Raw genomic sequence first — 16,559 nt, 5'->3', positions numbered from 1 at the left:
TGTCAGGTGTTATCGATCAACGCGGCAAAGCGGATGGTTCGTGTGGGTTGTCCGACAGCGTTTCTGATGCGGACATAGTTGTATGGTGGGTTCACTTCAGCGCAGAAAGTATCGCGATCTGGATGCTCCCCGCCGGTACTGTTGAGGATCACATAGGGCAGCTTCCCAGCTGGGTTCGTGATGGTGAAATCCTGCGATCCACCCGCCCCAAGCGTGACTGATCCGTCTAGCACCTGTGCCATGACACCCATGCCCGGAAACATTGACATCTTGTCGAGACTTGCGGTCTCCACGTCATATCCGGGTCTTGATACGTAAACGCCTTCTGGAGAGTACTTGATACGCTTTGGCATCAGAAATTCTCCTGCAATCGGTTTTTGAAGATCAGAGCGCGGAACCTGTAGTCGTAATCCGAACCCGTTCCTTGGCTGGAAGAAACCCAGATATGGTTCGTCCAGAGTGCTATCTGGAAAAAGTTATTCATCTCCGTTGTCGATGGGTTCCGATCATTTGGAAAGAAGACGCGCCCCAGATTTGTGATCGAGACGAATATCAGTGGGATATAGCCAAGATCGGGGAAAGCGGCCTCACCAATGTAATAGCGCAACCCGCTGCTCTGATATTTGGTCAGCGGTATGTCTACGATTGTGTGTAGTTTCAGATAGTCATTGTCCGATGAGAACGTGGCCGGATCGGCCAGATTATTCGCATTGTACCCCGGCGCGGTCATCCGCTTGAGCATCCGCCCGCCGGTCATCCCGGTGAAACTTCTCACACTCATGCCTCAAATACCAAAATCGTTGTATATGCGCCTGACGGCGCAGGATTAGGATTGTTTAGTTCAATCCGGTTCGTGTAAGCGCGGGCGCTTGCTTGGCTGGATTGCCAAAAAATCGTCATTGCATTGCTCGGTGGATTGACTGAAAAGCCAGGACTATTTGGGTGGTTCCAGTAAAAAAGCTGACTGTCGTTATTCCAAGTGCGCCCGCCCGTAATGATGTACTTCGGGATGAAGTTCAGCGGGTATGGGAAATTAAATGCAAAGTTGGCTGGAACCGTGCCGCCATATCGGAATTTTATCCCGCCACCGTTGAACCAGTGGCTATCGAACGTCTTCAGGTCATCCCGAAGAGACGGCGAAGCATTATACCCCGGCTTACTTGTGATAAGCCGAGGCGGGTTTCCCGTTTCATAGATACGAACAGCCATTGTGCCTCACGTATTGTCACTGAAGATCAAGGTCTTCGCTGCCAGATTGAACACGACCTGATTGTCAGGCGACCGAAGAATACCCGCCGTCACATCACCGATATTGGCGACCTGAAGAGCCAAGCCACCGGCAATGAATGTGAGCGGTGCCTGACTGTTCGTGCCGTTTGTCACGATGAACTGATCAGCGTTGATGACGACACGGCTTTGACCGCCTGTCAGCGCATCTAGAAAGATTGCTGCCTGAGACGTCGAACCGCCACCTGAAGCTGAAACACTGAGACCGATACGGGCCAGAGCGCCGCCGGGAGTTGCTTCCACAGTGGTGCGGAACAGACCGGAAGCCGAGAAATTACCCACGGTCGCCGTCAGACCGGTCACAGCGTTAGCCGTGGCGGTCAGAACGCCGTCCATGGTGGAAACTTGCACCTGCAATAGATCGACTGCGCCAGCGGTCGCTTCCAAGCCAGTTACCGGGTCATTGACGACAGCTTCCAGACTTTCAATCCGGGTGACGATTGCCGAACCGGGACCGATGGCGACCTCAATAGCCTCGGTGTACGAAGCCTTGAGGCCTTCGGCAGTGACGGACATTTCCCGGCGAAGCGTCTGCTTGTCGGTATAGTTCGCACTGTCCTGCTCGGTCGCCTGCGCGCCGATACGGTCAAGCTCTTCCTGCACATATCGGAAGCTGTCACCGATCCATTCGAGATTGCGCTGAACATCTTGGTTCAGCTGGTCAATGTCGATCGGATAGATGTCGAGCGGGCCGAGGCGGATGTCGTACATTGTGACCGGAATCCAGTCCGACCATTCGAAAGGCCGATTCCCGGCATAGGTGGCGTATCTCGCCCTCACCTCATACGACTGAGCCGGAAGAAGTGTACCAGGCGCAATCTGTATCGATCCTTCTGAAACACGTTCAGTTCGTCCGACGTAGATAACCTTGAGATTCCACGCTGCCCTGACCTCATACATGACAAGATCAACGGCAGGCTGTTCCGGATCCCATCCAAGCAAGATGGCGCAACGCCGGTTATTGCCATTGGCATCCTGCGCAATATCACGATCAGCGTAGAAGTCGATAATCGGCTGCGGTAATGGCCGGATCGGCCCGAGATAACCCACGGAAGTAGGCAACTCGTCCGTTGCCGGTGTCCAATTATAGTCGGACGGATCGACTTCGCGAATTGCAACCGACTGGTTGACGTTCTCAAGATCGTCCATGCTCTCCATGTCGAAGAGCTTGTTCTCATATCCGTTACGGACACTTGACCACGAAACAACGTCCAGAGGTTCCAATTCGACTGCTTCAGGCGGCAGAGTGAACTTGTGCGACCGGAAACGCCGGTTAGTCTCTACAAGGGCCTTGCCGAGTCTCTGGTTCTGGTACCGGAACGGCGAATATTCGAACTGAACATCAGCCATAAGCCGGCGATTGTCGTCTTCGGCCTCATATTCCGGGAAATACCGAGGCGGTGCTTCCTTGTTCTCCCATGCTGCATCAGGGTCAGGATAGGTAACGTTCACGCCGTTATAGATCGTTTCCAGCCCCGGAAAGGGCTCGTAGCTCTGGCTCGACGTGATGGCGATGCTTTCGTCCGTGAACGCATAGACCGGCAGACCGGGCGCGCCGACGCGAATCTTATAGACGCCGCCGATCTCGGCCATCTTGCCGTTGCAGACCTTCAGAAGACGCTCGATTACGTCCAACGGCTCTTCGTTCAGACGAATTTCGGCGCCACAGCGGAACTGCTTCTCGGTTGGAACTTCTGCACCCGGTACAAGCCGGTCGCATTCGTTCATCGCCGCAAACCAGTTGGAGAGTGGCAGGCGAGTGAGCGGAACCTGACCGCCCCACATCCACTGGCCGTTGTAGTAGATGCCACGGAGGATGTTGTAGATCACAACAGCCGGGTTATCCGAGAATTCCCATGTAGACGGATCAGACCAACGATGTGAACCGGAACCGCCTACTGTGCTATCCTTGCGAGGATCGTAAAGACGAATGCCCTGCACTTCGAATTTGCACTGAGGCGGGCCGGTGAACAGTTCTTCCTCGACCTGAGCCGTGATGACGACATAAGCTATTCCGCGACCGATCATGTCGGCAGACCATGGACGCTGGCTGTCGCTACCAAACTCACGGACAAGCAGGCTGTCGGCTACTGTTTCGTTGCCGAGATGAGACTTCCACCAATAATGGTTGTTGTCGCCGTCCTTACGATAGGCATAGATCGGGAAGCCCCAATCGCCGTATGACGTATCGCTTAACTCTGCGACGGTCTTCTCGCCATTCGTCCAGAACGCATTGCTGACCGACGTAACGGGCAGGTCAGACAGGCTGATAACCTGTGTCAGGTAGGCATTTGGCGTTTTACCAGCCTTGCCCCACGTGTTGACGTATTCAAGGCTGCCAGCAGTCGCGTATGTGCCGACAATGAATGATAGCGGGTTGTCACCGCCAACCTGTATCTGACCCTGAACGCCTCGCGGTTCCTGGCCCTTCTGGCGAGCCCGCTCCAGCAATGACAGACCGACTTTGAGTGCAACGCCGAGTACGAACTGTCCGAGCGCACCCATGGCGCCGATAGACGATGCAATCGCGCCAACAGCAGCCGCCACCGGTCCAGCATGGGCGAGCGACATCGCCGCCAGCATGAACCATACGGCGTAGAACAGAACCCGAAGTGATTTCATTGCTAAATCCGGAATGCCCTTTCGGCAGTCAGAAGATCGACCGTTCCTAGCCCGGAGGCATCAGGACGAAGCACAAAGATGCGAGGCCCGTTCACCACGCCGAGCGCCCACAAGGCGCTGTCATCGATACGGACAGCAGCGATATCGCCAACAGCCGCATGAGATGGATGGATTTCCTCGAACTGTGACGCCGCAAGTTCGGCATGGTTCTCGAAGCCGTCTTTTCGAAGCAGTCGCAAACCGCCAATAAGCGTCTTGTAGCGGCCTCGATACTTTTCGGCGGGGTCGTGTCCAGTCATCGCCAGAACAGCGCCAGCGGCCCATAGAGCGCAATCGTGTTGCCCCCAGAGGAAAGGCTTCGACATCACCGAATGAACGTAGTCATTCAGATCTGTTCGCCAGTTCGTGAAGCGTTCAGCCATTGACCTTGCCCTTCTTCTGGCCCCAGAAAAATTCCCACTGTCCGGCGACATCGGAATACCGGCGGAACCGGTCACCATTGCGAAGACGCTGAGATCCATCGCCTCGCTTTGCAGGATTGGTTTTTGTCAGTGACCGGCTGTGAGAGACACAGTTGATCTTGAGACTGCCCTCGCCGCCTTTGGCAGCCGTTTCGATCGGTGCACCATTTACGAAGCCGAGAAACCGGGATCGAGGCGGAGCAATCAGCAGGCGTGTCTCTGGGTCGAAGTATCCGCGATGGATCTCGATTGGCTGAAACCGTGGATCATATCCGCGAACCGCCAACTGAACAGTTGGATCGAGATGGCTCATTGTCAGCGTGACTGTTCGAACCGTCAGATCGGACACAAGCGGTATTGCTGGGATGTTCACCAGCTTTCCCCACCCGAAATAGGTCCGTGTCTCTGGCAAGCCAGTATCACCGCTCACAACACTCAGGGTGACGGTATCCTCGCCATTCCAGAACCCGAGCGCTTCAACTACTCCTGTCGTCCGGTTCTTCGCCTTCATCCAGACGAAAGAGCGCGGAACAACGGGCGCACGGCTCCTTACCTGAGCCGCAACGGCGGGATCGGTATCTCTCATCCGAATGATCCTTATGGAATCTGATAGACGCTGAAGGCCATGCCTTGAGTGATCAAACCCTGTGCCGTTCCCTCATCGAAGGAGCCCGGCAATATCTTCACCTTGATCGCGGGCTTGATAAACGTGAGTGCTAGACCTGCGGTAACGCCGGGCCGAAATGGCGGGGCCACTTCAAATACCGACGTTGTACCGCCGCCAGTGGCAGTCACGCCCTCGACCAATCGATGCATGTTGCGCCGAACCGGATTTTCACCGTAGGAGAATGCAAACAGATCACCCACCGAAAGTTGATATGCGGCAGGCAACCCACTGACAGACAGAGATTTGTTGTTCGCACCGACGGAAGCAATCACCGGTGCCGAACTGCCCATTATCGACCCTGTCGGGTCTTTGACGGGATAAGCCTTCTGCGGTGCATAAAGGTAGAAGGAGCTTAACGCCCCTCCCAAGCTCTCGATAAGCGCCTGAATAGCCGCTGCATCATCGTGGTACATCGGGCCGAGGGTAACATCACCTTCCCATCGAGGCGGAGCAAGATCGGCTGTAATGACTTCGCCTGAACCGAGACCAGTAGTTTCCTGCTGAAAGGCGAGACGCCATTTAACAGTCTCGATCTGAAGTTTGTCAGCAAAAGCAGCCAGAGAGAGTGGAAACGTTAGTGCCATGCCTTACGCTCCCACCGCTCTCGGATCCTGACTGATTTCATTCACACGACCAGGCAAAACCTCCCGGCTGAACTGATCGAAGCCCTGCTTCATCATTTCTTCCGTACCTTGCCGCATTTGCGCCATCAGTTCTTTGTCGCCAGTCCCTTCCACCTTCAACGTCATGTTCATGGTCATCCGCTGAGGTGATGTGTTGGCGTTTGCCGATGTTCTGATGCGTTGAACCGTATTGCGATCTGGAAGATTTCCTTGACGCATTGCCTCGGCAGCCCTCAAGCCACCTGCGTTGCGAATATCATCCTGGCTCCAGACAAGTTCGCCGCGGTGCACGATGCCGGCTGGATCATACTTGCCACCGGCGCCGGTATAGCCGCCAGACGAGAACATAAACCCGCCCATTGAAGGAGCTGGCGGGAAATAACTGGCCCCGAAACCAGACCCGCCACCGAATATGCCGGAAAACAGGCTCCCGATACCGCCGCCGCTGAACAGAGAATCCATAGCCATATCAAGGATTTTGTCGGCGATCTTATTAAGCGCGTTCAACGCAGCCTTTGCGAACGACTTCCAAGCATCCTCGCCAGAGCGCAGGCCAGAAACAAAGTCATCAATGAAGCCTCGCGAAATGTCCTTCGCAAAGTCCAGAGCGTCCTGAGCCTTCTGGATTGACGATTCCAGACCGGCCATAGTGGAAGCCAGCAATTTGAAGTAATTGGCCTGCTGGGGCGTGAGTTCAATGCCGCGCTGTTGGGCTTGGTTAAGCAGGTCCTGTTCATACCGAAGCGCATTTGCCGCTTCTTCGGTCATCCCGAGAGCCTGTTGCTCAACCAGAAGCGACGCTATCCGCCGATCAGCACCGTCAATGATGTCCTGGTAGTATTCGGCGTCGGTCTTGCCATGGCGCCCCTTCTTGCCCTTCTTTGTCTTTTCATCGACATCGGTAAGACCCTTGGCAAGCTCTCTCAGTTTGTCCGCTGCCGCAGACGCGCCGTTTTCGATGGCTGAATACATGTTGCCGACGTAGTCAGTTTTTTGCGCGTCCTGAATGGATTTTAGGACGCTGTCGTCAAACGACTTCGCCGAACCGGAATAAGGATTATCCAGCCGCTGAAACTTGTAATCTCGCGGCTGTCCAAGGTCCGATAGCTGCGGAGCATCACCCCGATTGAGGCCCATGGCTTCAAATCCATCGCGGATTGAGCCATTCATGCTGGCAATCATGCCATTTACTAGCGTGACCGCCTCACGAACCATGAACTGGATTCCCGCGAGGAATGAATTAGCGGACTGATATGCCAAATCCCCGAAGGCGTCAGGCAATTTCGACCAACCGGCAACGATCGCGTCGTATGAACCGACGAATATGCCAATGATCGCGTTCACGCCTTCCTTTGTCGACGCAACGATATCAAAGCCGATGATCTTGGTCAGTTCATCGCGGAAGACGTTCGCGGCTATAACTGCTGCCGCAAACCCAGCCACAAGAGCGGTTGCGGGATTGGCGAGCGCGAACGATGCACCCATCCCGAGCGCAGCGACCGATACACGGCCCATCCACGCAATGAGCGAAACCATCCCGGCGATAACGGACGGCGCATAGATCAGCGCGAGTGCGGCAGCAGCCGTTGCAGCGTAAGGAGCAATAGCCTTGAGATTGTCGGCAAGGAAGATAAGTGCCTGAGAAGCTCGTTTCGGCCAATCAACCATTTGCAGGCCCGCCGCAGACAGCGACACAAGGCCAATAGTCAAGAGACTGACTGGCGAGATGACGGACATGAATGCCGCTCCGAGGCCGCGTAACGGGTTTTCCATCATGCTGATGACCGCTGCAAGCTGCGTACCCTGCTGTAGGCCAATCTGGAAGGCGCCCATGCCCATCTGGGCTGACACTGCGATGTCCTGAAACTGTGCAGCGATATTTGCCGTATTGAATTTGCTAGCAGCTCGGATGTTGTCGTTAGCGGCAACGCTGGCCAGCCGAAGCGACTGCTGGGCCTGTTTCGCAGCACCCGCAACGCGCTCCAATCCTGCTTCGGCGCCGTTCATACCGGCTGAAAGACGTGACGCCGCAGACGCGGCACCGCTGCTCGTGGAAGAAAATCCTTCTACAGCCGCCTCTGCCCGTTTTGCCGCACCTGAAATCTTGTCGAGTGCACGGGTGCCCTTCTCGACTGGCCCGCTGTTCACCTCAAGGCCCAGAGTTGCTATATCAGGCATATTTCACCTTGGGGGTTCGACATGAAATTTAAGATTATTGCCGCTCTATTGATCGCTGCATCGCCCGCTCTGGCGTTTGATGCCGAGAGCGTGACGAATGCCGCATACAAATGCTGGAACATCCCTGCCGAAGCAGAAGACAAACCCGTTCAAATGTCGTTCGACGTGGTATTCGATCAGCGAGGTGCGGTCAGAGATATCTCTGTCACCGATTATTCCCCGAAGGATAAGCACGGTGAGAAAGTTGTCAGATCAGCGTCACTTGCCATAGAACGATGCTCGCCCTACCGGGACGCCGAGGCTGGCAAGTTTTCGATCAAGATGAGAACAGACCTTCCAGCGAACTCACCGATAGACCCGTTCAAGTAATCGCTATCTCCGTTGTCATCTCTTCTGCTTTTTCGATCTGAACCCGCGTAGGAGAGATGCGACGCCGTGTCCGTCACTGGCCGGCGTTTCGTTCTTCAACTGGTCGCTGGATTTGGTTTTCTGGCCGGATCGTGTGACAGCGAGAATCGCGTTATCCAGTGAGCAGATCATCTCTATCTCCCACGTCAACATGGCGATGCCATACAGGCGACAATACGCGTCAATATCGACGTAGGAGATAGGGTTAGCAGCCATGCCGACCGATCGTCGGGAATTAAGGTCGAGAAACCATTCCCAGACGTGCCTGAGCTCTTCGGGGAAGTCAGGAAGCACAGATGGCCGCCGAATGGCGAATACGGCCTCACCGAACGATATCAGGTCGCTGGCAAGGCCTTGATGAAAGCCAACTGGTTATCCGCTGCAGAATCAATCTGCTCGGCAATGAACCAGAGATCAGGATTCGACAGCACGGAACGAACGTTCTCCTTCGTGCATTCAATCGGCTTGCCACCGCGTTCGAAACCTTCCCACGAGAGCACCGCAGCTACCATCACGTCGATTGCGCGTTCTTCGACTTCCTCGACCGTCTGGGTTTTCTTCGGGTTGCGCTTCTGGTCGCGAATATTGGCATTCGCCAGGCGACGCTGGACATCACGAACGCGCTGCGACTGATACGACGCAACACGAACCTTCATGCCCAGCTTCTTGCCTGTGGTCGGGTGCACGATGTCCACCTCGAAACCTTCGTCAAATGCTTTCGCCGCGCCGTCAAATACTGACAGATCCATCTGTGAATTTCCTGTTGATACGTCTGTGGAGAAACGGTTGATAAGCTGTTGGAATTTACGGCGTTCCGGCAGTGGCTTCTTCTTCAAATACAGCGGTCGTGATGCCCAGATTGAAAGCCGTGGTCACAACGTCATCAGCTTCCCCGTAGCTTTCTTTGGCCGACTGTACGAGCGCATGAAAGTAGAACTCGGTGGGGGTTCCGGTTTCGTCTGGCGCATCGTTCGCAACAACCCGGATAGCATAGGCGAGATTGGTCTTTTCAGCCGCCCGCAGCGCGATCTGACCTGCATCGAGCGGATCACGACCACAAACCAGAGCGAGAACGCCAGCATCACGGGCACCCTTGAGATGACGCACTCGGGCATCCGACAATGATGTGAAGGTCACATCATTGGCTTCATCGCCGAATTCGCCGAGATTCTGGACTTCTCCGACCGGAACGAACGTAAGTGCCTTGTACGCTGCGATGATCGCAGCTTCATTTGCACCGGTGACAGGAGTTGCAGGCCCTATTGCAATCGTAGAGCCCGAAGCAGTTGTAATCATGGGTCTTCTCCATATGAAAAAAGCCCCGATCCGGGGCTGTTAACGGCTCAGGCCGGATGAATGTTATGCGAAACAGTCGTATGAAATCGTCAAGGGCACTTGCCAGTGCGTCTCATCGCTGAACCCCTGCACGATGTCAGGCGCCTTAGTGATGCGAACGGACAACCCGTCTTTCGGCAGTTTAAGGTCAGTCGGGAAATGTTCAGCAACCTTGCCTGCATTCTCCGTCGACTTCGTTGCCCCACCGTTTAGAGGCAGGAACACATCAATCTGAAGAACTCCGCGCCGTTGATGCGGTGCTGTAGACCCGACGAACCGGCGCCGTGATGTGTTCGGTACATGCGTCACGCGCAGATATCCCGTAGCGGGCCGCTGGAACGCGATATTTGGCCAAGCGACCGGAAGCGCAGGATTAAGCACCAACGACGCCACGCGCTCGAATAGAGCGTTTTCTATACTCTTCTCGATCGTCATGTCAGAGCTTGAGCCTTTGCTTCACTTCTTTTGCCTTGGCGGCAACGATCTCTTCCCACCGTTGAGCGATGAGAGTTACCCATGGACGGGGAGCCGCACCTTTGGCACCGTAATGCACATAGGCGGCATAATTCGCTGTGTAGCCGAGATAAATCGTATCTCCGATATCGGCACTGTTGATCACCAGAATGACCGACTGAAGGTCCGGTGGAACCGATCCGCCCGGATTGCCACGATACAGCCTCGGCATGGCTTCCCGCGATGCCATAAGTGATGCACGGAGAAAGCCTGTTCGCCGGTAGTTTTCCGAGGATGGCTGGTCATAGACCATATCAGACAGAAGCTTATCCATCTGGCTGACAAGCTCTTGCGCACTCTCTTTGAACACGACTTCGAGCGCACCGTCGACCTTGACGGCCCACTGTCCGACTGTTGCGGCGAATGACTTGGCCATTATTCCACCAGTTGAGCGACGAAATCGATCTTGTATTCAGCGATGCACTTGCAGCCGATCTTGTGTCGAGCGGGGATGCCAGGAGCATGCGGATACATGATCAAGGTCCCGTCAGGCGCAACGAATGGCTGGTCGTATCTGACCTTCTGGCCTCTCATCGCAACGTGCTGGGCTCGCGGGTGTTCCTGCGGAGTGTGTCGCCAAGTCTTGGTGACGATGTCCGCCGAGAGGTTCCCGCTCTCGATCTGCTGATTGAAAGCAAAGTCCTTGGCTGTGGCCATAGCGTTGAACGTTTCATTCAGCGCGATGGTATCGCCGCGAAGTTTGAGCAATCCGTCGCTGTAACGACCGACGATCTTTTCAACCGCGTCCGACCCAAGCGGCTTCTGATCTTTCAGAGCCTTTAAAACGGTCTTGTCAAAGCGCCTATCCCGCCGTCCTCGATCCAAATAGTTACGCAACATGCCCTTATCGCCTGAAAGCAGCTCTTCACGCGCTTTCTGCACGAACTGGGCCTGCTGTGATGTAAGCCCGAGTATCCCGCCTTCACGCTTACCCGTGGCGCGATTTACCGAACCGACGATAGACTTTGCCGCCTTTGTTGGATTGTCGCCACGAGCGAGACTATCAATCAGCGTGGCGCGGATACCAGCGATCTGGTCTGCTTCGATGTCGGCAACCCGTGTTGCCGAATAATCCCGAAGCCAGTTCTCCGCTGCAATATTTCGAGCATCCCACCGAATGACAATTTGATGCCCGTCTGGATCGCGCAAAGTTGGCATTGCCGAGATGGCTGCCACTCCTCCGCCATTGAAAGCCTGCCTAATGGCTTCTTCCAACGGGCTGTAGGCAGCACGGTCGATAAACATTGCATCAATCGCGCCCGCTATATCGCCCTTTTCGAGCCGTTCAACGATCCGACGAATGACGATATTCGAACGGATATCATCCACGGCAGCCATGAAAGCGGCGCGCAGGATTGGTTCGTATGTGGCGATAAGAGCTTCAAACCGTTCGCGAGGCGTGAGACGCTTGAGCATGATGGGCTTTCCGTCTATCCAAGTTGTGAAGCTGCGTAAAATTGGAGAGGCTTAAATGCTTCGTGGATTAAGCATTGCCGTGTTTGGTCTATCTTTGTCTTTGCTTTCGGCCTGTGGCGGAAAGTCAAATGTCGCGTCCATGTCAGAGACAGCTCAACAAATGCCGACTGACCCTACTCCGATCACGGGGAAATGGTGTGTGAACAACGGCAAAACGTTCACCATCTCAGCTACGCAATTGAGATATCCCGAACTCGATTGTGACGTGATGAGCATTCACAATATCAAGGGTACATACACACTGGCGCTTGTCTGCACTCGTGACGGCGTTCCCGCCAGTGAAAACGCAACGATCACTTTCGTTGGCGAGGCAATGCAACTCACATTCCTGTCGAAAGGAATGAAAACTATTATCGCCAATCGATGCGGCGCTGCTACGTCCGAGCCTGTAGCTCCCAGTACACCACAGTCCCTGCCGGGTTCAGAGGTTTCGCCTGAACAATTGAACTGACAACACCGCCGATGATGACCTTGTCGGTTGTCGTCGGCTGGATCGGCAGGCCCTTGGTGGCTACATAAACCTTCTTGTCCGTCGACTTGATCAGTGTTCCGTCAACGTCCTTCTGGTCATAATCCAGCGCAACCAGAGTACACGGATAGTCGGTATCGCTCGTGCCTGGGTTCCACGGATCGCCAGATGTCTCGGTACGCCGGATAGCGCCAGTCTGTCCGAACTTGTCGATCAGCTTATTCGCCGTCTGAACCGAGCGGGCGTAGTTAAACTTGGCCATTAGGCACTCTCCAATGGATCAAATCACCGATCAAATGCGTTGAAAAACATCGGGAACCGATGGAGGACAACATGAACGTCGCAAACTTGCAGATCGAAGGCCTGTGCCTCGCTTTCGCCGCGATCAATCATTCACTGGTCGAGAAAGGCATTCTGTCTCAGGTCGAGATTGACGAAGCCCTCAGACGGGCCGAAGCAACCGCTCGTGGAGATGATCGCTTTGTTGAGGACTTAAACCCGTCCAATCGCGATGCAATCTGCTTTCCAATCAGGGTTCTTCAAATCGCCAATACGACTGGAGCAGAACGTCCGTGGAACTTCACCGAACTTGCTCGTTTGGTTGGCGAAACGAAGCAGCCCTATAACGATATGCTTTAGGCTCTCGCAGCCGATCCGAACACACCGGCACCCTTGCCGCGGATAAACCCGGCGAGGATGCCGTCGACTACGCTGATTACCGGCAGGACGTCATCAATCATGCCGTTCGTGTCTTGGTAAGTGACAGACAGATCACCGACTTGTTCCTGCTTGATCGCTTCTGCTGGCACATAATCAGGCGAAAGGCTTCCTGGTGCCGTCAATTCACGCCAAGCAGCCTCACACAAGGCGTTCTTGACCCTTTGCGGCACAACGTCACTCGGAAGCAGTGCACCGCGCCACACGGCGTTCTTTCGAGGCCATTCAAGCGCCTGCTCTGCCGTCGCAGGCTCACCAATAAATCGCTGCCCGTAAGTTCCGTCTAGCCATGTCGTACCACGGCGCAGAGCCTGTTCGAGATCGGTATCTGTTTTTCCTTCAAGATCATAACCAACTTTGCTGCAGTAGGCCTTGAAGTCATCCAGATCGACATAGCTGTCAGCGTCAGGATCGCCGGGTGTTGTGATGAGTGCCATCAGTCTAGACCTCGCGTTTCCTGAAATGCTGTGAACAACCCCTGAAAGATTGCCTGCATCGAATAAGCTTCGAATTCTGGCGATGGGTCTTTTTCGCCAATGTCATCGCGGATTGTCTGCCAGACGTGAGTAGCTTCATGAACGAGAAGGCCCGTAATCTCAGAGATCGACCGTTCATTCTCGCTCCCGTCGCGCAGCGTGACGATACAGACGACTTTCCCCTCATTGGTGAAAGTGGTGCAGCGTCCATCAGTATCCGGATACGGTTCTTTGCAGTTCAACCGTTTCATTTCCCGCTTCCATGCCTTCTTCGAGGGACAGAAGCCGAAATGAACTGGCTGCCAACCGCGATCACACCAAATCACGCGGTCGGTGTCACTCATTCCGAAGCAGCCTGAGCATTCAGTTCATTGAACTTGTCGATCAACGTTTCAAGCTTGGCTGAAGGATGAGGGGCTTTGCCGGTTGCGGTTTCAATTGCCGCCCGAAGTTGCTCTTCGCTGAACTGGTTGCCGCTGTCAGTGCCAATACCGTTAACGGTAGCCTGCGACTGCTGAGCTGGAGCCTTCTCACGTTTCTTATGCGGGTTGATGATCTTGGCGTCCTCTGGGGCAAACCGAGCATCAACAATCTTCATCCCGTTCTCGCGAAGAGACTGCTTCATCTTGGCCGATACCGGGTGAACGACATAGGCAATCTTCAGTTCTTTGGTCATGATCGCACCTTATGGAGCTGTGTAGGTGAATGTCGGGACGCCAGCGGCTACGGCGACAGTGATTGTTCCGCCATCTGCCGCAGTGAAGGTATTGCCGTTCTTCACAATGCAATCTGCTGCGGCGAGAATGGTTGTGGTGATCGCTCCAGCTGACACGGTGCGAGTGGCCGTTGATGCTTTCCCTGCTGCGTCTGTGATGTTCTGTGAGCCACTGGACACGCCAGCTATGGTCGCCGGAAGGCGGATATTAGTCGGGTTGTTGTTCGCAACCGTAAGCGTACCAGTACCGATCGCAGCGCCTGCACTGTTCTGCACCGGAATAGTGCCCGCATTCGCGATCACAGCATTCGTGGCCGGAAGGGTCGCGCCAGTGATTGCATTGCCTGAAACAGCCAGAGTGACCGCAGCGCCATCCACAGTCACAGCGTCGCCATCGGTGACAATAACCTGATTGTCATCCAGATCGCCTGCAGATGGGTCGAACGTTGGCTTTCCAGCGTATTCTGGCGGCACGGTTCCGGCGACGAAATCACATTCCTCGGCCATTCCAAGCCCGCTGTCTACCGAGCCATTCGAGACGTTCAGAGTATGAATTGACGCGTTAATCGCATCGATATCGGCCCGCTCCTGTGCCGTGGGAACGATAGACGCGGTGAAATAGATGATCTTCGCCATGCTCAGCGCTCCTTCGACGCACGATCAAAAAGGAAAAGGGAGAGCCGAAACCCTCCCTCTATGGCGATTAGGCAGCTGCACCCACTGCGAGAGTGCCCGCCGTGTGCTTGATCGACGTAACGACCTTGTCCCAGTTGCTACCGGTGGCGAGTTCAGCGTCAGTCGGAGACTTGCCGCCGTTGGTCTCATCCCAGGTGTAGCCCTTTAGACCCAGACCGAAGGTGTAATCGATCTGCAGGGTCGTTTCGATGCGCTGCTTGCCGTTCGTAGTCTGGATATTCGAGATGATATCCCGGCTATCCGTGACCGTGGCGGCGCCAGCAACGAGGGACAGAACCCGACGCAATGCCGGATCCGCACCAACTGCCGCGGTGAACAGTGCCGGAGCGTCGGTGATGACCGAGATCTTGCCGAGGATGTCGATCACACGGACGTTGCCAGCCTGGAACAGCTGCTGAGCGTTGGCGATGTTCTGGCCGATGAACCCGTGATAGGTCGCACCGTCCATAACCTGCGCAACGAGCAGGCCGGAATGATCGCCGAACAGAGCATGACTGTTGTTGACTGCCGCATAGGTCACCGGACCAGTTGCGGACACGTCGACGGTCGTATCTGCGCCCTGATTGCTGATTGCAGCAACAAGAGCAGCAATTGCCGTGTTGAGCTGGTCCTGAAGTAGAGCCTCGGCGAAGTTGCGCGAAGCCACTTCGATGCCTTCGGCAGTCGGCTTTTCAAGCCAGGTCATCTGGGAAGGCTCATAGCGAACCGGGCCGAAGCCACCGGCAACCTTGACCGAAGTGTGCTTCTGCTGGGTCAGATCGGTAGCGGCCTGATCGGCATTAGTCGCATAGCGGTCTACACGACGACGAGCCGAGTGGATCGCGGCGTAGAACGATTCCTGAAGGAAGTCGCCTTCGAAGCCTTCCGTGGTCAGTCGGATCGTACCGCCAGAAGCAGCATTGAACTTGTTGACCATCTGGGCCAGCGTTTCGATGGTCGCCGGCATAAAGTACTTGTTGAAGACGACCATTTGATTGAGAGACATGGGTTTTCTCCTGTGCTTGTCTCGGGATTTGATGGGTTGGTAGGCTTCCCGCCTGATGCATGCCGCTTCTCATCCCGAGACAGCAGCAGAGAGATAAGAGGAGCTTAGCCCCTCAGTTCGGGGAACTTCGAAGCGATAGCGGCTGCGCGCTCTTCCTTCGATCCGCCGAAATTACCGCGTTGCGGAGCGTTACCACCGCCGCCAGCCCCAGGCTGCTTACCGCTGCCCGACTGGCCGGAACCTTCAAAGGCACGTCCGAACGCGTCCGATTCCTTCATTTCAGCAACCAGACCGGAGATATCCATCGGCGTACCCTTGGAATCCGCGATCTTTGCGTTGCCGTCCTTGTCGATCACTTCGACCGTAAACTTGCCGTCGACTTCCTTGACGCGGGTATGAGCCCGGACGTGAGGAAGGAGCAGTTCAACCGACCCCTTGGCTTCGGCCAGTGCAGACGTTGCGGCTGCATCAATGAGCAGACCCTCAACGGTTTTGGTCAGATGGCCGATACGCTCATCACGGCTGGTAAGCTCGCCGGTGTGCTTCTCCAACAACTGAGCCTTGGCAGCCTCGAATTTGGTATTCGCGATCTTGTCTGCTTCCTTGGCCGGGTCGATGCTGGTCAGTTCTTCCAGCTTCGCCAGCGCTTCGCGTGCCTTGTCCGGGTCAAGATCCTTGAACTTGACCACATCGCGCTCTAGTCTTTCGCGTGTGGTGCGCTCTTTACCAAGCGCCGTTTTGAGACCGTTCACGTCTTCCAGTGCGAAGCCGTCGACTCCTTCGACATCAAGAATAAACTTGCCATCCTTCTCGACGTACAGAGCCGCGATAGCCTCATCGATACCGTCAAGCGATGCCAGAATTGCTTTAAGAGCCATTGTTATCCATCCCGGATAGTTGTGCGCTTCCCGCGCATTGAAAAAGGCCCGGA

Annotated in this window: 23 protein-coding genes; 2 read left to right on the top strand and 21 right to left on the bottom strand. The window is 55.1% G+C overall.

Going from position 1 to position 16,559, the window contains the following annotated elements:
* Positions 1–2: 2 nt before the first annotated feature.
* From CES86_RS19875 to CES86_RS19840, 8 genes are read right to left on the bottom strand one after another with little or no spacing between them, the layout of a single operon-like run.
* On the bottom strand, positions 3–353 hold the full coding sequence (locus CES86_RS19875; RefSeq protein ID WP_094515177.1) for a hypothetical protein: 351 nt from the start codon (positions 351–353) through the stop codon (positions 3–5).
* A complete protein-coding gene (locus CES86_RS19870; RefSeq protein WP_235819955.1) occupies positions 353–781 on the bottom strand; it encodes a hypothetical protein in 429 nt (142 codons plus the stop codon). Before CES86_RS19870 ends, CES86_RS19875 begins: the two co-directional genes overlap by 1 nt.
* Positions 778–1,209 (bottom strand): hypothetical protein, encoded by a 432-nt coding sequence (locus tag CES86_RS19865; protein ID WP_235819954.1) that lies wholly within the window; start codon positions 1,207–1,209, stop codon positions 778–780. Before CES86_RS19865 ends, CES86_RS19870 begins: the two co-directional genes overlap by 4 nt.
* A 6-nt stretch (positions 1,210–1,215) precedes the next feature.
* Entirely contained in the window at positions 1,216–3,909 is a 2,694-nt protein-coding gene (locus CES86_RS19860; RefSeq protein WP_235819953.1) for a phage tail protein, read from the bottom strand.
* Positions 3,910–3,911: 2 nt separating this feature from the next.
* Entirely contained in the window at positions 3,912–4,331 is a 420-nt protein-coding gene (locus CES86_RS19855; RefSeq protein WP_094515176.1) for a DUF6950 family protein, read from the bottom strand.
* Entirely contained in the window at positions 4,324–4,956 is a 633-nt protein-coding gene (locus CES86_RS19850) for a hypothetical protein (protein WP_094515175.1), read from the bottom strand. The genes CES86_RS19855 and CES86_RS19850 overlap by 8 nt, the downstream gene beginning before the upstream one ends.
* 11 nt (positions 4,957–4,967) lie before the next feature.
* Positions 4,968–5,621: a hypothetical protein gene (locus tag CES86_RS19845; protein WP_094515174.1), complete on the bottom strand. Its 654-nt coding sequence runs from the start codon at positions 5,619–5,621 to the stop codon at positions 4,968–4,970.
* 3 nt (positions 5,622–5,624) lie between these two features.
* Positions 5,625–7,838, bottom strand: a complete 2,214-nt coding sequence (locus tag CES86_RS19840) for a phage tail length tape measure family protein (protein ID WP_094515173.1) — start codon at positions 7,836–7,838, stop codon at positions 5,625–5,627.
* Between the two features lie 21 nt (positions 7,839–7,859).
* Here CES86_RS19840 and CES86_RS19835 point away from each other — a divergent pair, with 21 nt between their 5' ends.
* Complete coding sequence (locus CES86_RS19835) at positions 7,860–8,207, top strand: hypothetical protein (protein WP_094515172.1); 348 nt, start codon at positions 7,860–7,862, stop codon at positions 8,205–8,207.
* 15 nt (positions 8,208–8,222) lie between these two features.
* Here the strand turns inward: CES86_RS19835 and CES86_RS28345 are convergent, their stop codons facing one another.
* The 7 genes from CES86_RS28345 to CES86_RS19800 all read right to left on the bottom strand — a co-directional run bounded on the left by CES86_RS28345 (position 8,223) and on the right by CES86_RS19800 (position 12,301).
* Positions 8,223–8,540 carry a phage tail assembly chaperone gene (locus tag CES86_RS28345; protein ID WP_445433067.1) on the bottom strand — a complete coding sequence of 106 codons (318 nt, stop codon included), beginning with the start codon at positions 8,538–8,540 and terminating at the stop codon, positions 8,223–8,225.
* A gap of 41 nt (positions 8,541–8,581) precedes the next feature.
* The gene (locus CES86_RS19825) at positions 8,582–8,995 is read right to left on the bottom strand and encodes a hypothetical protein (protein ID WP_094515170.1); all 414 of its coding nucleotides are present in this window, start codon (positions 8,993–8,995) and stop codon (positions 8,582–8,584) included.
* A 55-nt stretch (positions 8,996–9,050) separates the two neighbouring features.
* Positions 9,051–9,542, bottom strand: coding sequence for a phage tail tube protein (locus CES86_RS19820; protein WP_094515169.1), 492 nt, complete (start codon positions 9,540–9,542; stop codon positions 9,051–9,053).
* Between the two features lie 63 nt (positions 9,543–9,605).
* Positions 9,606–10,016, bottom strand: a complete 411-nt coding sequence (locus CES86_RS19815) for a DUF4128 domain-containing protein (protein ID WP_094515168.1) — start codon at positions 10,014–10,016, stop codon at positions 9,606–9,608.
* A gap of 1 nt (position 10,017) precedes the next feature.
* The gene (locus tag CES86_RS19810) at positions 10,018–10,470 is read right to left on the bottom strand and encodes a hypothetical protein (protein ID WP_094515167.1); all 453 of its coding nucleotides are present in this window, start codon (positions 10,468–10,470) and stop codon (positions 10,018–10,020) included.
* Positions 10,470–11,510: a head morphogenesis protein gene (locus tag CES86_RS19805; protein ID WP_094515166.1), complete on the bottom strand. Its 1,041-nt coding sequence runs from the start codon at positions 11,508–11,510 to the stop codon at positions 10,470–10,472. The genes CES86_RS19810 and CES86_RS19805 overlap by 1 nt, the downstream gene beginning before the upstream one ends.
* Before the next feature lie 434 nt (positions 11,511–11,944).
* Positions 11,945–12,301: a hypothetical protein gene (locus tag CES86_RS19800; protein WP_094515165.1), complete on the bottom strand. Its 357-nt coding sequence runs from the start codon at positions 12,299–12,301 to the stop codon at positions 11,945–11,947.
* Between the two features lie 71 nt (positions 12,302–12,372).
* Between CES86_RS19800 and CES86_RS19795 the strand changes: the two genes are divergently transcribed.
* A complete protein-coding gene (locus CES86_RS19795; RefSeq protein ID WP_094515259.1) occupies positions 12,373–12,678 on the top strand; it encodes a hypothetical protein in 306 nt (101 codons plus the stop codon).
* Here the strand turns inward: CES86_RS19795 and CES86_RS19790 are convergent.
* The 6 genes from CES86_RS19790 to CES86_RS19765 form a co-directional block, all read right to left on the bottom strand.
* A complete protein-coding gene (locus CES86_RS19790) occupies positions 12,675–13,193 on the bottom strand; it encodes a DnaT-like ssDNA-binding protein (RefSeq protein WP_094515164.1) in 519 nt (172 codons plus the stop codon). The two genes, CES86_RS19795 and CES86_RS19790, sit on opposite strands and share 4 nt — an antisense overlap.
* Positions 13,193–13,483, bottom strand: a complete 291-nt coding sequence (locus CES86_RS19785; RefSeq protein ID WP_051129094.1) for a hypothetical protein — start codon at positions 13,481–13,483, stop codon at positions 13,193–13,195. The genes CES86_RS19790 and CES86_RS19785 overlap by 1 nt, the downstream gene beginning before the upstream one ends.
* A gap of 89 nt (positions 13,484–13,572) precedes the next feature.
* Complete coding sequence (locus CES86_RS19780; protein ID WP_094515162.1) at positions 13,573–13,908, bottom strand: hypothetical protein; 336 nt, start codon at positions 13,906–13,908, stop codon at positions 13,573–13,575.
* Positions 13,909–13,917: 9 nt separating this feature from the next.
* Positions 13,918–14,583: a hypothetical protein gene (locus CES86_RS19775; RefSeq protein ID WP_094515161.1), complete on the bottom strand. Its 666-nt coding sequence runs from the start codon at positions 14,581–14,583 to the stop codon at positions 13,918–13,920.
* A 67-nt stretch (positions 14,584–14,650) separates the two neighbouring features.
* The gene (locus CES86_RS19770; RefSeq protein ID WP_094515160.1) at positions 14,651–15,628 is read right to left on the bottom strand and encodes a major capsid protein; all 978 of its coding nucleotides are present in this window, start codon (positions 15,626–15,628) and stop codon (positions 14,651–14,653) included.
* A 104-nt stretch (positions 15,629–15,732) separates the two neighbouring features.
* Complete coding sequence (locus CES86_RS19765) at positions 15,733–16,506, bottom strand: hypothetical protein (RefSeq protein WP_094515159.1); 774 nt, start codon at positions 16,504–16,506, stop codon at positions 15,733–15,735.
* Positions 16,507–16,559: the final 53 nt, after the last annotated feature.

The organism is Brucella lupini (assembly GCF_002252535.1).
In the GTDB taxonomy this organism is placed as follows: domain Bacteria; phylum Pseudomonadota; class Alphaproteobacteria; order Rhizobiales; family Rhizobiaceae; genus Brucella; species Brucella anthropi.
This window is presented reverse-complemented; position numbering and strand designations above follow the sequence as displayed.

Bases quoted from the DNA above. Each gene is read 5' to 3' on its own strand.
- CES86_RS19835 (WP_094515172.1), top strand. From the start codon at position 7,860: ATGAAATTTAAGATTATTGCCGCTCTATTGATCGCTGCATCGCCCGCT.
- CES86_RS19770 (WP_094515160.1), bottom strand. From the start codon at position 15,628: ATGTCTCTCAATCAAATGGTCGTCTTCAACAAGTACTTTATGCCGGCG.
- CES86_RS19845 (WP_094515174.1), bottom strand. From the start codon at position 5,621: ATGGCACTAACGTTTCCACTCTCTCTGGCTGCTTTTGCTGACAAACTT.
- CES86_RS19795 (WP_094515259.1), top strand. From the start codon at position 12,373: ATGAACGTCGCAAACTTGCAGATCGAAGGCCTGTGCCTCGCTTTCGCC.
- CES86_RS19765 (WP_094515159.1), bottom strand. From the start codon at position 16,506: ATGGCTCTTAAAGCAATTCTGGCATCGCTTGACGGTATCGATGAGGCT.
- CES86_RS19870 (WP_235819955.1), bottom strand. From the start codon at position 781: ATGAGTGTGAGAAGTTTCACCGGGATGACCGGCGGGCGGATGCTCAAG.
- CES86_RS19790 (WP_094515164.1), bottom strand. From the start codon at position 13,193: ATGGCACTCATCACAACACCCGGCGATCCTGACGCTGACAGCTATGTC.
- CES86_RS19850 (WP_094515175.1), bottom strand. From the start codon at position 4,956: ATGAGAGATACCGATCCCGCCGTTGCGGCTCAGGTAAGGAGCCGTGCG.
- CES86_RS19785 (WP_051129094.1), bottom strand. From the start codon at position 13,483: ATGAAACGGTTGAACTGCAAAGAACCGTATCCGGATACTGATGGACGC.
- CES86_RS19825 (WP_094515170.1), bottom strand. From the start codon at position 8,995: ATGGATCTGTCAGTATTTGACGGCGCGGCGAAAGCATTTGACGAAGGT.
- CES86_RS19820 (WP_094515169.1), bottom strand. From the start codon at position 9,542: ATGATTACAACTGCTTCGGGCTCTACGATTGCAATAGGGCCTGCAACT.
- CES86_RS19865 (WP_235819954.1), bottom strand. From the start codon at position 1,209: ATGGCTGTTCGTATCTATGAAACGGGAAACCCGCCTCGGCTTATCACA.
- CES86_RS19815 (WP_094515168.1), bottom strand. From the start codon at position 10,016: ATGACGATCGAGAAGAGTATAGAAAACGCTCTATTCGAGCGCGTGGCG.
- CES86_RS19775 (WP_094515161.1), bottom strand. From the start codon at position 14,583: ATGGCGAAGATCATCTATTTCACCGCGTCTATCGTTCCCACGGCACAG.
- CES86_RS19855 (WP_094515176.1), bottom strand. From the start codon at position 4,331: ATGGCTGAACGCTTCACGAACTGGCGAACAGATCTGAATGACTACGTT.
- CES86_RS19800 (WP_094515165.1), bottom strand. From the start codon at position 12,301: ATGGCCAAGTTTAACTACGCCCGCTCGGTTCAGACGGCGAATAAGCTG.
- CES86_RS19840 (WP_094515173.1), bottom strand. From the start codon at position 7,838: ATGCCTGATATAGCAACTCTGGGCCTTGAGGTGAACAGCGGGCCAGTC.
- CES86_RS19875 (WP_094515177.1), bottom strand. From the start codon at position 353: ATGCCAAAGCGTATCAAGTACTCTCCAGAAGGCGTTTACGTATCAAGA.
- CES86_RS19810 (WP_094515167.1), bottom strand. From the start codon at position 10,470: ATGGCCAAGTCATTCGCCGCAACAGTCGGACAGTGGGCCGTCAAGGTC.
- CES86_RS19805 (WP_094515166.1), bottom strand. From the start codon at position 11,510: ATGCTCAAGCGTCTCACGCCTCGCGAACGGTTTGAAGCTCTTATCGCC.
- CES86_RS19780 (WP_094515162.1), bottom strand. From the start codon at position 13,908: ATGACCAAAGAACTGAAGATTGCCTATGTCGTTCACCCGGTATCGGCC.
- CES86_RS19860 (WP_235819953.1), bottom strand. From the start codon at position 3,909: ATGAAATCACTTCGGGTTCTGTTCTACGCCGTATGGTTCATGCTGGCG.